The organism is Enterococcus sp. C74, from assembly GCF_040887125.1.
GTDB classification, from domain to species: Bacteria; Bacillota; Bacilli; order Lactobacillales; family Enterococcaceae; genus Enterococcus_B; species Enterococcus_B hirae.
Window position 1 is genome coordinate 1 of sequence record NZ_JBFOFA010000001.1, and the last position, 15037, is coordinate 15037.

Annotated in this window: 11 protein-coding genes; 6 read left to right on the forward strand and 5 right to left on the reverse strand. The window is 36.8% G+C overall.

What is annotated here, in order from left to right; all coding sequences use genetic code 11:
• Positions 1-27: 27 nt before the first annotated feature.
• From AB3H93_RS00005 to AB3H93_RS00020, 4 genes are all read right to left on the reverse strand, one after another.
• On the reverse strand, positions 28-498 hold the full coding sequence (locus AB3H93_RS00005; protein WP_034699391.1) for a glutathione peroxidase: 471 nt from the start codon (positions 496-498) through the stop codon (positions 28-30).
• Between the two features lie 218 nt (positions 499-716).
• Positions 717-1175: an S-ribosylhomocysteine lyase gene (locus AB3H93_RS00010; protein ID WP_178286883.1), complete on the reverse strand. Its 459-nt coding sequence runs from the start codon at positions 1173-1175 to the stop codon at positions 717-719.
• Positions 1176-1338: 163 nt separating this feature from the next.
• Positions 1339-2487: a cystathionine gamma-synthase gene (locus AB3H93_RS00015; protein ID WP_053765858.1), complete on the reverse strand. Its 1149-nt coding sequence runs from the start codon at positions 2485-2487 to the stop codon at positions 1339-1341.
• A gap of 56 nt (positions 2488-2543) precedes the next feature.
• Positions 2544-3461 (reverse strand): PLP-dependent cysteine synthase family protein, encoded by a 918-nt coding sequence (locus AB3H93_RS00020; RefSeq protein WP_081127636.1) that lies wholly within the window; start codon positions 3459-3461, stop codon positions 2544-2546.
• Positions 3462-3818: 357 nt separating this feature from the next.
• Between AB3H93_RS00020 and efp the strand changes: the two genes are divergently transcribed.
• Positions 3819-4382 carry an elongation factor P gene (efp, locus tag AB3H93_RS00025; RefSeq protein WP_010720208.1) on the forward strand — a complete coding sequence of 188 codons (564 nt, stop codon included), beginning with the start codon at positions 3819-3821 and terminating at the stop codon, positions 4380-4382.
• Positions 4383-4435: 53 nt separating this feature from the next.
• Here efp and AB3H93_RS00030 read toward each other — a convergent pair whose 3' ends face one another.
• Positions 4436-5926 (reverse strand): helix-turn-helix domain-containing protein, encoded by a 1491-nt coding sequence (locus tag AB3H93_RS00030; RefSeq protein ID WP_368019921.1) that lies wholly within the window; start codon positions 5924-5926, stop codon positions 4436-4438.
• 354 nt (positions 5927-6280) lie between these two features.
• Here AB3H93_RS00030 and AB3H93_RS00035 point away from each other — a divergent pair, with 354 nt between their 5' ends.
• The 5 genes from AB3H93_RS00035 (at position 6281) to AB3H93_RS00055 (ending at position 14677) form a co-directional block, all read left to right on the forward strand.
• Positions 6281-9787, forward strand: a complete 3507-nt coding sequence (locus AB3H93_RS00035; protein WP_368019923.1) for a SpaA isopeptide-forming pilin-related protein — start codon at positions 6281-6283, stop codon at positions 9785-9787.
• Positions 9787-11196 (forward strand): SpaH/EbpB family LPXTG-anchored major pilin, encoded by a 1410-nt coding sequence (locus AB3H93_RS00040; protein WP_368019924.1) that lies wholly within the window; start codon positions 9787-9789, stop codon positions 11194-11196. Before AB3H93_RS00035 ends, AB3H93_RS00040 begins: the two co-directional genes overlap by 1 nt.
• Positions 11193-13070 carry a SpaH/EbpB family LPXTG-anchored major pilin gene (locus AB3H93_RS00045; RefSeq protein ID WP_368019925.1) on the forward strand — a complete coding sequence of 626 codons (1878 nt, stop codon included), beginning with the start codon at positions 11193-11195 and terminating at the stop codon, positions 13068-13070. Before AB3H93_RS00040 ends, AB3H93_RS00045 begins: the two co-directional genes overlap by 4 nt.
• 33 nt (positions 13071-13103) lie before the next feature.
• Positions 13104-13931, forward strand: coding sequence for a class C sortase (locus tag AB3H93_RS00050; RefSeq protein ID WP_368019926.1), 828 nt, complete (start codon positions 13104-13106; stop codon positions 13929-13931).
• Between the two features lie 98 nt (positions 13932-14029).
• A complete protein-coding gene (locus tag AB3H93_RS00055; protein WP_025480259.1) occupies positions 14030-14677 on the forward strand; it encodes a hemolysin III family protein in 648 nt (215 codons plus the stop codon).
• Positions 14678-15037: the final 360 nt, after the last annotated feature.

Sequence of the window (15037 nt, forward strand, 5' to 3'; positions counted from 1 at the left end):
ATTCATCTGCTTTTTTGTTATTCAATATTATAAAACAGCTTCAATCGCGCTGGTCATTTTCATAGGTGTCGTTTGTGGAGCAAAACGTTCAACGACATTCCCCTCTTTATCAATCAAAAATTTAGTAAAATTCCATTTGATAGCATTTGATAATGTGCCGGGGGCTTGTTTTTTTAGATAGTCGAAAAGAGGGTCTGCTTTTGGACCGTTGATATCAATGATTTGATGCATTGGAAAAGTAACGCCATAGGTATTTCGACAGGCTTGAGCGGCATCGCTGGCAGAAGCAACTTCTTGTTTGAATTGGTTAGAAGGAAAACCTAATATAATTAATCCTTGAGATTGATAACGCTCATAAAGTTCTTCTAATTGCTCGAATTGCGGAGCTAACCCACATTTCGTTGCGGTATTCACGATGATCATCGGTTGGTTCTTGTACTTATCTAATGAATAAGAGGTTCCATCTTCTAAAGTAACCGTAAAATTATAAATACTCATCATCTTTCCTCCTCAGGATAGTTTAAAAGCTCCAAACATCAAACAAAATCATTTGTTTTCGTTTAGAGCTTAGCTAAAAATTATCTTCTACTGATAAATATGGTTATTTTGTAACTCTTTGTCAAAAGTTTCGCTTATCGCTTATAAGGAAACGATTTGTTATAGAACATTGAAATGACATATCTGAGAATATATGGATTTCTCAATAGCTATGTCAATTATGCTTCTACTTGAGACCATTCATCACGTTTTTCTAAGAATTCACGAGCGAGTGCTTGCGCACCTTCCAAAGTATGGCTAGCTGCCCAGCCACATTGCGTTTCGTTGCTTGCAGGGACTTCCGTCGCTTCAAGTACATCTTTCATTGTTTGTTCTAAAACTTCTAAAATATCTTCGTAACTTTCATGGTTCAAAACAGTTAAGTAAAAACCTGTTTGGCAACCCATTGGTGACCAGTCAACAATATAATCAGCATGGTTACGGATCAATTCTGCAGTTAAATGCTCTAAAGAATGTAAACTTGGCATATCCATATGCTCTTTATTAGGTTGTTTGAAGCGAACATCATATTTGATAATGACATCGCCGTGTTCCCCAGTTTTTTTATCAGCTACTCTGATATAAGGTGCTTTTACTTTTGTGTGATCAAGATTAAAACTTTCTACGTTCATTTTCATGACTTAAGGCTCCTAACTATTGGTAATCATTTTTGTTTATCGGAATCAAGTACACATCTACTAGAAGAAACTTCGATAAACACAGTGCTTCCAATTAGATTCTAACACTTATTGCTTTGTAGGTGTAGCAATCTGAAATGAAATTTATCTTTTCTTTCATTCGCTAATTTTCTTTTAATTGCTGAAATGCTTGAGTTAAATCTTCAATAAGATCATCCTCATACTCAATTCCCACGGATAAGCGGATCAATCCATCTTTGATACCTGCTTTTTCCCTTTTTTCTTTAGGAACGGAAGCATGAGTCATCACTGCGGGAAGTTCGACTAAACTTTCCACACCACCTAAGCTTTCTGCCAAAATAAACAATCGGAGAGATTCAACGAAAGGAATCGCAGCCTGTTCATTTTTTAGTGTAAAAGAAACCATGCCACTATAACCACTCATTTGTGCTTGCGCAATTTCATGATTTTTATGAGTGACCAAACCAGGATAAAAGACTTGTTCAACTTCAGGACGTCCTTTTAAAAAGTGTGCGACCGCAAAAGCATTTTTTTGATGTTCTGCCATTCGTACACTTAATGTTTTGATTCCTCTTTGAAGTAGCCAGCTGTCTTGTGGCCCTAATACACCGCCAATGGCATTTTGATAATAGCCGATAGCATCCGCTAAGGTTTCATTATTTGTAGTAACCAAACCTGCGACGAGATCACTGTGTCCTCCGAGATATTTTGTCCCGCTGTGCAAGACGATATCTGCCCCTAAGTCAAGTGGTCTCTGGAAATAAGGGGTGGCAAAAGTATTATCAACAATTGTTATCAGTTGGTGTTTTTTTGCTAGTTGACTATTTTTTTGGAGATCAGTGATTTTTAATAACGGGTTACTTGGAGTTTCTAAATAAAGTGCTTTTGTATTGGGTTGAATGGCTTGCTCTACTTGTGCCAAATCACTCGTATCGACAATTGTATATTCCAGACCACTTTTGGTTAGGACTTGATCAAAGAGTCGAAAAGTACCACCATAAACATCATCGCCTAATAAAATGTGGTCTCCTGATTGAAAAAGAGAGAAGACTGCATGAATACCGGCTAAACCAGAGGCAAAAGCAAATCCTTTGATTCCACCTTCCAACTCAGCAATCAATTCTTCAAGGGCAAAACGTGTGGGATTCCCAGAACGAGAATATTCATATTGCTTGGGATTTCCCACGCTATTTTGTCGATAAGTGGATGTTTGATAGATCGGAACACTAACTGCTCCAGTAGTAGGGTCTTCACTGATTCCGCCGTGTATTAGTTTTGTTTGAATATGCATTATTTGTTCCTCCTAATTTTTTATATCTGGATTTCGGACAAAACGACTATTTGTTTTTATGAATAGATTCCTTTTGACAAATAACGGTCTGCTCCATCTGGGAAAATAGTTACCACTGAACTTCCTAAAGGTAATCGTTGGACTTCATGTAAGGCTGCCGCAAAAGCAGCGCCGCTAGAACTGCCAACTAGTATTCCTTGTTGCTTGGCTAGTTGCTTCGTGTAAGCAAAGCCTTCTTGATCAGAAATCGTTTCAAAACCATCTATGGTGATTCCAGAAAGAAATGGTGGGGTAAATTCAACGCCAATTCCCTCGATCTTGTGACTATGAGCAGTACCACCATTCAAAATTGAGCCTTCTGGTTCGACACCAATTAAACGAATGTCTGCATTTTGTTCCTTTAAATATTTAGCGGTGCCCGCAAACGTACCGCCACTACCAATCCCCGCTACAAAGCTAGTGATTGGTTCTGTAAGTTCTTGACTGATTTCTGGACCAATCGTCTGATAATAGGCCATGGGATTTGCCCAATTCTCAAATTGCATTGGTAGAAAGCTGTGAGGAATGGTTTTTGCTAATTCTTTACTTTTTTCAATCGCACCAACGATGCCCAGTTCACTTGGTGTGTGGATGATTGTTGCGCCTAATGCTTTCATCACTTGTTGTTTTTCCATACTGAATTTTTCAGGAACAACAAAGATTGTTTTGATAGAATAACTTAAAGCAGTTAATGCTAAACCAATTCCAGTATTACCAGCAGTAGGTTCAATAATTGTTGTCTCTTTTGTGATCTGTCCGGTTTGAATCCCTTGTTGGATCAGATAATGACCGAGTCGATCTTTGATACTTCCGCCAGGGTTCAGATACTCTAATTTTGCATAAATAGCTGAATGTTGGGGCATAGGATAATCTTTAGCAGTAAATTTAAAAAACGGGGTGGAACCAATTGCTTCGGTGATTGTTGTAATAATCATAATTCCCTCCTAAAAAAATAGAATATAAAAAGGAGCTGACTATTAAATCAGCTCCTTGAAAAAATCATGAAATAAGTATTGGAAAACGGAAGAAGGCAATACCAATTTATGAAGGGCTATTAATAGACATGACAAATCGTATGCTGCTTTTATGCACCATACAACAACAAATATTCATTTGTTTTGATTTGCTGTTTGTCATGTGAAGTCCCTCCAAAAATGAATTTCATTAAAAATAGCATGATTAAACGAGAAAGTCAAAGAGTAAAACTTAAAAATAGATAATTCCCTAGTTTTCTAAGCGGTTGTCTGATACAATAAAGTTGATTATGATTAAGTTAAGAAGGAGCAAAAATAATGATCTCAGCAAGTGATTTAAGAGCCGGTATGACATTTGTTCAAGACGGTAAATTAATTAAAGTTTTAGACGCAAGCCACCACAAACCTGGTAAAGGAAACACTGTGATGCGTATGAAACTAAAAGATGTTCGTTCAGGAGCAACATATGACACAACTTTCCGACCAGAAGAAAAGTTTGAAAAAGCACATATTGATACGAAACCAGTACAATATTTATATACAATGGACGACACAGCATTCTTTATGGACCTTGAAACATATGAACAATATGAAATTCCAGTAGAGACTGTAGAAGAAGAAATGAAATATATTTTAGAAAATATGGAAGTAAAAATTCAATTCTTCGGCAGCGAAGTGATTGGTGTTCAACTTCCAACAACGGTTGTTTTGCGTGTTGTTGAAACACAACCTTCAATTAAAGGAGCAACCGTGACTGGTTCTGGTAAACCAGCTACAATGGAAACAGGTTTAGTCGTGAACGTTCCAGACTTCATCGAAACAGATGAACTACTTGAAATCAATACAACAGAAGGCACATACGTAAAACGTGCATCAAAATAACAATAAAGGCTTTTGTTCAAGATCCAGTAGGATACTTGAGCAAAAGCCTTTATTTATAGCTGTTTTTTTAATTTTTCATGGTGGGCATGTGAAAGTCGTTGATACAATGCCGTTTCAAAATCATTGTAACGACAAAAATCAATGACCGCATATTTTGCTGGGTCTAGCTCTGGAGGAATAAGCAAGGGCGAACCAATAATATAAAAATCATACTGTTTCGTGAGTGGCAGATGGGCTTTTTCAATCTCGATAAAAGGAATCTTTTCACCTAGATTAAATATCTCATAAGTTATCAAGTATTCTGAAACGTTGATAAAGCCAACTTTCAATTTATAGTCTTCTTCTAGCTTGGTATAATACGGATAAAGTAAACAAGCTTGGATGAAAGCTAATTCACTACTACAATTTTTTAACCAAAGGAAGTTTTTACGATTCGCAATCTTTTTCCAATAACCTTCGATTTTAGTAGCTAAAATTTGGATCATAGGATATTTCTTTTGGATATACGTAGAAATAAAAAAGGTTGTTAAAGGGATTTTTTGTTTGAATACAGTAAAATTCAACAATGAAAGGTAGATATTCGCATGAAGGGAAGGCTCTTCATGAAAGTTGAAATTACAAATATATTTTTGACAATGCGTTTCAAACTCTTCCAAGACTTTTTTTAAATGGTTGTTCGCCTGCAGATAAGAATGTTCCACGATTGGTAATTGGACATCTGATTTGGAATTTAGAAAAGGCCAATAATAGAACAAATAAAAAAGGGAATTGATTTCTAAAATATCGAGCTTCAAATTAGCAAGTTGAAAGAAATCATAAAAAAATTCAACATCTGTTCCACTAGGGATAAAAGAAGTGGGAGTTAATTCATAAATATCAGTGAAATGACCCTCTTTAATTCGTAAAAGATTGATTTTACAATGGAGCATAGCTTGCTTCTTGCCGATTGCATATTTATCTTTCAGATGTTCCGCTTCGTATAACTCAAATAGTGCTTTTAAATCATCGCTAAAATAGAGATCATCTAGACTTTCACCTAATGAAACAAACCAAAAAAAGTTAAAAAACATAATCCGGATCAGCATTTCCGAACCTGTTAGTGTTAAGTTCGTTAAGTTCAAAGTGATATGATAGTCTTTAAAATACTGCGCTAATTTTTTGGTTTGGCGAAAACAAGTGGAACGGCTAATATAGTTGCGTTGACAAAAAGAAGCAAGATCTTCATCTTGCTTCTTGATGATACTAAGCAATAACTGATAAGGGATACTTTGTGTGGTTAAAAAATTTTGATATTGATTGTAATGGATCATTCTTTCACGAATGATCAACTTATTTTTAGCCGTTAATAATTGTTTATTACTTATCTTTTCCAAGTCTTCTTGAATAGAAACAAGAATTTTTTTTAGTTTAACCATACTGATTGTTGTTTCTAAGTTTTCTCTTAGGTTATCGATCAAGTGCTCTCCTGGAGATAACGTCAATAGTTGACCATAAACAGCTAATTTTCCTCGCGAATGATCATCTAACAATAATTGCTCGATCAATAAATCACCATCTTTTCTAATTTAGTATTATTATTATTAACTCATTTTTATCATCTTGTAAATATGTATCTCAGATTTTTATATTTTTTCAGTAATTGTAGAAATGAGAAGAAAGTCAGTGTTTCAAAACCAAGTCTATTCGATCAGTTATTTTGAAAATATAAACTATATCATTATATAAAAATAACAGAAAGTTTATAGATATATTTTTTACTTACATATCTTCTGTAGATTTAATATAACTAAAAAATCCACTTAAAAATTGAATGAGAATAAAAAGAGAAAAAATAGAGGTTTTTTCTCTTTTTTTATATTATCTAACTGAATTTTAAATAATTTTTAAGGAGGATATCTATGAGAAAGAAACAATTATTCTTTTTGTTAGGGTCTTTAGGAATCATTGTTGTACTCAATTTTTTCTTTCAGAATAGGAAACTTGTGGAAGCAAGTAATGAGGCTACTATGGAAATAATGGCTAATGAATATGGCCAAGTCCAAGCTCATCAATCTGCGGAACAATTGACCGTCGAATTAGGGCTTTCTGAGAATGACCAAGGACATAGATACTTGGTACGGGTTATTGATTCAGAAACAAAAGAAATGCTTCTACCAATTCCAACAACTGAATATACGGAATACCTTAATGAAACTAGTGGAAAATGGCTCACAACTAGCCAATTTTTCAAGCAAGAGTATCACGAGAAGTGGATTTTTGCAGGCATCAAGCAGAATCAGTCAGTTGACGTAGAAGTTTTAGTGGAACAACAAACGGCAGAAAATGAGCAAGGAAAAGCACTCACGCCGATTGTGAAGGAATCATTTAAGTTTCTGGAAAATAATACATTAGAGCAACAAAGTAATAAGGAAACTTCGCTGGAAACAACGGAGCAATCGACTAAATCTAACGAAGCAGATACAAAGGGATCAACAGAAAGAGGAAATGAAGAGCAGCAAGCAAAGGAACAAGATCTTGAAGAAGAGACCAAAGAAGAGGTTGTACGTCCGTTTGAATTTCCCGCTCTCTTTTCTGCTGGAAATAATAAACAAACTGTCACACCTATCGTACCAAATTATACCAACGATTCTACCGGGGTCTACCCACAAGCAGCGTGGCAGCCGACAGGGAACGAAACGGTTCTCAATCATCAAGGAAATCAAAATGGTCAGTGGGATGGTGTGACGTCATGGAATGGCGACCCATCTAATCGGTCAAATTCTTATATTGAATACGGGGGAACAGGAGAAGAATCCTCTTATGCTATTCGTAAATATGCACGTGAAACGACTACACCAGGATTATACGATGTTTTTTTAAATGTACGTGGGAACGTTCAAAAAGAGTTTTCACCTGTAGACGTTGTATTAGTAGTCGATTGGTCAGGCAGTATGAATGAAGACAATCGTTTGGCAGAAGTGAAACGAGGGGTCAATAGTTTTGTAGATACCCTTGACCATAGTGGTATAGCTGAAAAAATCAATCTTGGCTATATTGGGTATTCTAGTGTGGGTTATAACAACGGTTCAATCCCACTAAGTTCATTCAATTCTGTAAAAAATCAGATTAAAGCGATCACACCTTCAACGACACAAGGGGGAACCTTTACTCAAAAAGCGTTGAGAGAAGCTGGTGAGATGTTGGCTGAACAAAATAATCATGAAAAAGTGATTGTGTTATTAACGGATGGTGTGCCAACCTACTCCTATCACGTGAACAAAGTGTTTACAGAACAAGATGGTAGTTATTATGGAACTGAATTTAGCGATGTACGAGAAGGAGCCGGAAATACTTCTCTTTTAAGTAGATATTACGATGTTCCAGATCAAAACAATCGAGAGAAGCAAATTCGGAGTACGTTTATAGCGACGATTGGCGAAGCATTAGCGTTGAAAGAACGAGGAATCAAGATCCATGGCTTAGGAATCCAATTGCAATCAGATATTCCAGCTGGCTTATCAAAAGCGGATGTGGAAACAAATATGAAGAAAATGGTATCAACGGATGAATCTGGGCAATTCTATTACGAATCGGCTGATCGTGCCACAGATATTTCTGATTATTTAGCGAAAAAAGCGGTCCATATTGCTGGAACCATCAGTAATGGAAAAGTGATTGATCCGATTGCTCAACCCTTTGTTTACGAAGAAAATACCCTCACGATCAAAGATGTAGGGAAAAATGCTGTCGCAGTAATGCCTACGATTGGTATTTCTGGTTCAACGATCCAAAGCAATCAACTATATTTAGGGAAAGATCAGGAAATCCAAATCCATTATCAGGTACGAATCCAAACTGAAAGTAAAACGTTTAAACCCGATGTATGGTATCAAATGAATGAAAAAACAACCTTGCAACCGACGGCGGATGCTTCAACAATTGTTGAATTTGGCGTTCCTTCCGCAAAAGCACCAGGCGTAACATTGTCTTTCACAAAAGAATGGGAAGAATATGATCATGATACTAGCCTACGACCAGATCAAATCACTTATGAAATAAAACGAACGCCAACAACAGATAAAAATAGTTGGCAAACGGGATTTATCCAGTTAAATAAACCAACTAATGATACCGAGGGAACTTGGAGACGTGAAGACATCAAGTTACTCTCAGCAAGTACTGGCGCTGACTATCAAGAAAACATAATGTTGCCAAAATTTAATAACCAAGGACAACCGTTTAACTATCAAGCAAGTAACGAAATGACCGTTGAAGGCTATGAGGCTGCTAAAGTCAACGATACGACTTGGAAAAATACTAAAAAGTTTACACCATTTGATTTGAACATCACCAAACATTCTTCATCTGGAGCAAAAAATCTTGTAGGAGCAGTTTTCGAATTAACTGGTCAATCTAAAACGATCCGCTTGATCGATAACAAAGATGGCAGTTATCACTTGCCTGCTGATGTTCGATTAATGAAAGGGGAAACCTATACGCTTACAGAGGTACAGGCACCAGACGGACATGAACTTGCTCAAAAACACACCTGGAAGATTGCGGTATCAGCCGAAGGAAAGGTAACGATCGACGGACAATCCGCAAAAATCGAGGAACAGGCGATTCTTCTAACGATCGAAAATCCTTTCAAAAAAATTCCTTTGGCGATTCACAAATATACGCTTCATGGGTCAGAAAAAGTCCACTTAGCAGGTGCTACTTTTGAATTACAGAAAAAAGATGCTGCTGATAGTTATCGAACAGTAGCGACAAAAGTATCGGAACTAACGGGACTGGCTCAATTTACAGTAGAGGAACCAGGAGAATATCGAATGGTAGAGACGAAAGGACCCGTTGGCTATGATACGATTGCTGGGAATTATGAATGGACGATTGATCAATATGGCACGATCCACTATGAACATGAAAATGTTGAGGTAGATCCGCAGTGGACATTACAGCATCAAAACCATCTCAAACCTTTTAATCTTACGGTCTATAAAAAACAAGATAACGGGCAATCATTAAAAGGGGCTAGCTTTAAACTAGAGGGAGAAGGGTCAAGTGTCGAACTACCTCAAGCAGGTGAATCAACGGATATATTTACATTTGAAAACCTTCAACCTGGTTCTTACACGTTAACGGAAACCAAAACACCAGATGGGTATCAAGGATTGAAAAAGCCAGTCTTGATCGTTGTGAAGGAAGATGGAACAGTGACCGTGGATGGGGCCAAACAAGAAAGTGGATTAGTAGCTGGAGACGAAAATAATCAAATTACGTTAACGATTACCAATCAAGTCAAAGTTCCTTTACCTGAGACTGGCGGAATGGGTCGTATTTGGTTCTATTTAGCTGGTTTCCTTGCGATAAGCAGCACATGTTTCGTTGCCTTTTTCAAAAAACAAAGAAAGGGCGTGGCGTAATGAAAAAAAGAATCTGGTATATCTTGTTCCTCATTCCGCTGTTGTTGACGATTGGATCGCAAAGAAGTGCGGCTCAAAATATTCCGAATCAATCTTCGAATGAGCAAGTACAGATTATCTTGCATAAACTTCTGTTTACGGAAGGGAATTTACCTGATCCACAAAAAAATACGGGTGAAGAGCAAGTATTCTTCCAAGAAGCTCAGGGACTAAATGAGGTGAGTTTTTCGGTTTATGATGTCACAGCTTCTTTCTATCAATTGAGAGAACAAGGGATCGATGTCACAACAGCGCAACAACAATTAGCAAAAAAGGGACAAGAGATCGGAACGTTTGTAACAGAACAAATCACCAAAACCGTTGGTAACGAAGCTGGTATCGCTCAATTTCAATTACCAAAGCAAGATGCACAAGGAAGAGATCAAGTGTATCTTTTTCAAGAAACGAAGATGCCAGTAAACGTCAAAGAAAAATCAGCCAATTTAGTTGTGGTACTCCCAATTAATAATGAGCAAGGTCAAGAATTGAAGACGATTCATTTATATCCTAAGAACGAAGAAACGACTCCACTTTCTTTTTTGGAAAAAAAGATCCAAGGAGATTCCAGTGTTTCGTTTGGTGAAATCGTCACTTATACAGTAGATACCATTGTTTCTGACTGTCAAAGCTATCAACTCATTGATGAAGCTGATGATCATTTGCTCTTCTTACCTGATACATGGAAACTCAAAATTGGCGGACAAGAAATACATTCCGGGTATAAGATGGTTTCTCATCAAAATGGCTTTGAATTGACATTGGCTAAAGAGACACTCCAAAAAATGGTTGGACAACCACTTTCGATTACCTATCAGATGCAAGTATCAGCGACAGCAATTCCAGACGAGGAATTGAAGAATAACGTCACGGTCACTACAGAACGTGAGTACCTCCAACGATCAACTGCCATCCGTACGGGAGGAAAGCATTTTTTGAAAATTGATAGTCGAAATCAAAGTCCTCTACAAGGCGCTGTATTTCTAGTAAGAAATCAAAGAGGCAAATACCTTCATCAAACGAAGGAAGGCGTTACTTGGCGAATGAGTAGTGAAGGAGCGTGTCGACTAACTTCCGACCAATCAGGGAATTTTTCAGTTCGAGGGTTGACCGACGGGAATTATTACCTTGAAGAGATCCAGTCACCGAAAGGTTATATCAAAAGTGAAGAGCTAATTCCTTTTGTAGTTGAAAAAAATTCGTTTCAGCAAAACGGACAACAGGCGGATCCTTTGAAGGTAAAGAATCGTAAAGCAGATTTCGGTTTGCTGCCTAAAACAAATGAAAAAAATAGCCAGTTTTATGTCATCGTTGGGCTAATACTAGTTAGTATCAGTCTGTGGAAATGGAGAAAGAAAGGTGAAAATAAATGAAAAAAGAGTGGAAAGCAATCGACATTTGTTGGGGAATATTATTCGTGTTATCAGCTGTTTTAGGTAGCTGGGTAGGGCAATCGCCTGTCTTTGCAGCTACCGATCAAGAAGTTGCACAAGTGATCTTGCATAAGAAAAAAGCACTTTCTTTACCCAATGTTATTCAAAACAGTGGGAAAGAGATGACAGAGTTTGACCAATATCAAGGTCTAGGAGATGTATCATTTACTGTTTATAATGTAACGAATCAATTTTATGAACAACGAAATAATGGTAAATCAGTCGAAGAAGCGCAACAAGCAGTTCAAGAGCTGACTCCTGGAGAACCTATCACGTCGGGAACGACAGATGCACAAGGAAGCGTAACGCTGGAATTGCCAAAATCTCAAAACGGAAAAGATGCGGTTTATGTCATCAAAGAAGAACTGAAAGCAGGGGTAGTCGCAGCTGGCAATATGGTATTGGCTTTTCCTGTTTATGAAATGATCAAACAACCAGACGGCTCTTATCAGTATGGTACAGAAGAATTAGACACGATTCATTTATATCCTAAAAATCTTGTTTCTAATAATGGGGTATTGCAAGTCAAAAAAGTGGGGACAGCCGAAAATGAACCATTGAATGGCGCAGTCTTTAACATTTTAAAAACCGAAGGATCAGTAAAAAAATACCTTCATAGTGTGAAAGACGGGCTTTATACTTGGACAACTGATCAAACCACTGCTAAATCTTTTTTGACTGGGAAAACGTATCATATCGGAACAGCTGACTTCATTGAAGAAAACAGTGAAAAAGGTCAGATGGAAATTTACGGGTTAGAAGTTGGCCGCTACCTTTTGGAAGAAGTGAAGGCACCAGATAACGCCGCATTGATTGAGAGTCAAACGAAAACAGCATTTGAAATTACCGAAAATAATCAAACGCCTGTCGAAAAAACGATTAAAAATGATACATCAAAAGTTGAAAAAAGTACGCCAAAATTAAATGGCAAAGATGTAGCAATTGGCGAAATGATCCAGTATGAAATCAAGGTCAATCTTCCCGAAGGAATTGCTGATAAAGAAGGTTCAATGAACAAATACACGAAATTCAATTTAATCGATCAACACGATGCAGCATTGACTTTTCATCATGCAGTCAATGGCGCCAATGGCTATGCACTTTACGATGGAGAAACAACAATCGATCCAAGTCATTATACAGTGATTGAGCAAGAAAATGGCTTTACGGTGGCAGTTGATCCAGCATACATTCCTTCTTTAACGCCTGGAGGAACATTGAAATTTATTTATTATATGTATTTGAATGACCAAGCAAATCCAACTACAGGATACCAAAATGAAGCAAATGTAGAAAACGACTATACGAAAGACCAAACACCACCAACTGTTGAAGTAGTTACAGGTGGTAAGCAGTTTATCAAAGTTGATGGAGCGGTTTCAACAAACCAACCGTTAGCAGGCGCTAGCTTTGTCGTTCGAGACCAAGATTCAAGTGAGGCGAACTATTTGTTGATTGATCCTCAAACGAAAGCCGTTAATTGGACGAAAGAGCAAGGAAAAGCGACTGTTTTTACTACTGAAAAAGATGGGTTGATTACCATCATTGGATTAGCTTATGGAACCTACTATTTAGAAGAAATCAAGGCACCAGAAAATTATGTACAGTTGACTAGTCGCCTTTCATTTGTAGTCGATGAACAATCTTATCATTTGTCTGGACAAGTCATTTCACCAGAAAAGGTACCAAACAAGCATAAAGGAACATTACCTTCTACAGGTGGCAAAGGGATTTACCTTTACCTAACAATTGGTACAGTCTTATTAATCATGGGAATTGGTTATTTTGTAAAAGTAAAAAAATCCCATCAATAAAAGGAAAAACTAGTCAAAAAAGGATGACGATCAATGAGTAACAACAAGCGGCGATATTTGGATAGTTTCATGACCTTGTTATTCATCACAGGAATCGTAATTTTTATGTATCCTTTTGTTAGTGATCGTATCAATGATTACCTGGATCAGCAAATCATTAGAAAATACCAACAACAAGCACAACAACAAAAGACAGAAGAGTTAGAGAAAATCCAACAAAAATATCTAGAAAAAAATCGAGAACTTGCAAAAAGTAATTCTTCCCCAGGCTCTGACCCATTCGCCGAAGAAGAACCGGAGAAGGTAACACAATCAACGATCCAAAAACATACCATTGGTGTGTTATCAATCCCGAAAATCAATGTGCGACTACCGATTTTTGACCAAACGACTTCTTTTTTTCTGGAAAAAGGTGCATCTTTATTGGCAGGAACCTCTTATCCAGTTGGGGGTGAAAGTACTCATGCCGTTCTTTCCAGTCATCGTGGATTACCCAAAGCCAAACTATTTACGGATTTAGATCAACTAGAGAAAAACGATTTGTTTTTTATCGAAAGTCAGAATGGTAAATTAGCGTATCAAGTGGATCAAATCAAAATTATTGAGCCTACAGATCTTGATGATCTGATGATTGAAAAAGGGCAGGATTTAGTTACATTATTAACATGTACCCCTTATATGGTCAATAGTCACCGGTTGCTGGTACGAGGACACCGTATTCCCTATGAAGATCAAGACATTGAAAAAGAAGTCAAGAAAATCGATAGCCAAAAAACACGCTCTCTTTTGATTCTTGGATCCGTATTGATTGGATTGCTAGTGGTCGGGATAGTGTGTTTCATTTGCTATTTTAAACATTAAGTTTTAATATAGTTTTGGAAACTAGATGTAAAAGTCTTATAAACAGTATATAATAGGTTTATAAGAAGAAGGCATCAATGATTGGAGGAAATACAAAAATGGAAGTAGAATTTAGTCGGAAGTATCAAATAGTGAATGAAGTGTTGAATGCCGTCACCCATGGAATTGCAGCGTTTTTAAGTCTCATTTGTTTTGACTTGCTGATGGAACAAGCTCATTCAACCCTCGATTATGTTGCGTTTATCATTTATGGCAGTTCGCTGTTTTTGCTTTTTTTCAGTTCTACGTTGTTCCATAGCTTGATTTTTACAAAAGCAAAAAAAGTGTTTCAAATATTCGATCATTGTTCGATCTATTTACTGATTGCCGGGACCTATACGCCTTTTTGCCTGTTAATCGTTCAGGGACTTTCTGGTGTACTATTACTTAGTGTGATCTGGGCAACAGCAGTTATCGGGATCATTTACAAGTGTTTGACTTTAGCGAAAGCCAGTCAGGTTTCTAAAGTATCAACGATTATTTATAATGTGATGGGCTGGGGAATCGTGATTGTTTTACCGAAACTTTATCAAAATATCAATTTGACCGGTTTACTTTTATTGGTCGCTGGTGGGTTAGCTTACTCGATCGGCTCAATTTTTTATAGCATGAAAAGTAAGAGATTCACACATGTTATTTGGCACTTATTTGTGATGTTAGGTGCATCATTGATGTTTTTAGCCGTTTACTTTGGGTATGTGGTTTAAATAAAATCAATTTAAGAATGAATTTTCTGATGAACAAAGGAATAGCTCTCCTTTTTACAACAAAGGATTAAATTAAAAAATACGTTTGGTTTCGATGGAATGATCGCAACCAAACGTATTTTTATTTGATGGAGCAGTTGCTTTCATTAGATTGTATGATTGAAATAGTGAGATTTATGAGCATATCCATTGTTTTTTAATCTTTTATTCGCTAGTTTTGTATTTATACAAAAAAATGTATGAATGCACTTTTTTTTATTAAATTTATGAATATAGTAGACAATCACTGAGAATTTGTTTAATATTATTCAAATAAAATTCAAATCTTAATGAGAGAAATTTTAAAAAACATTGCGGAAA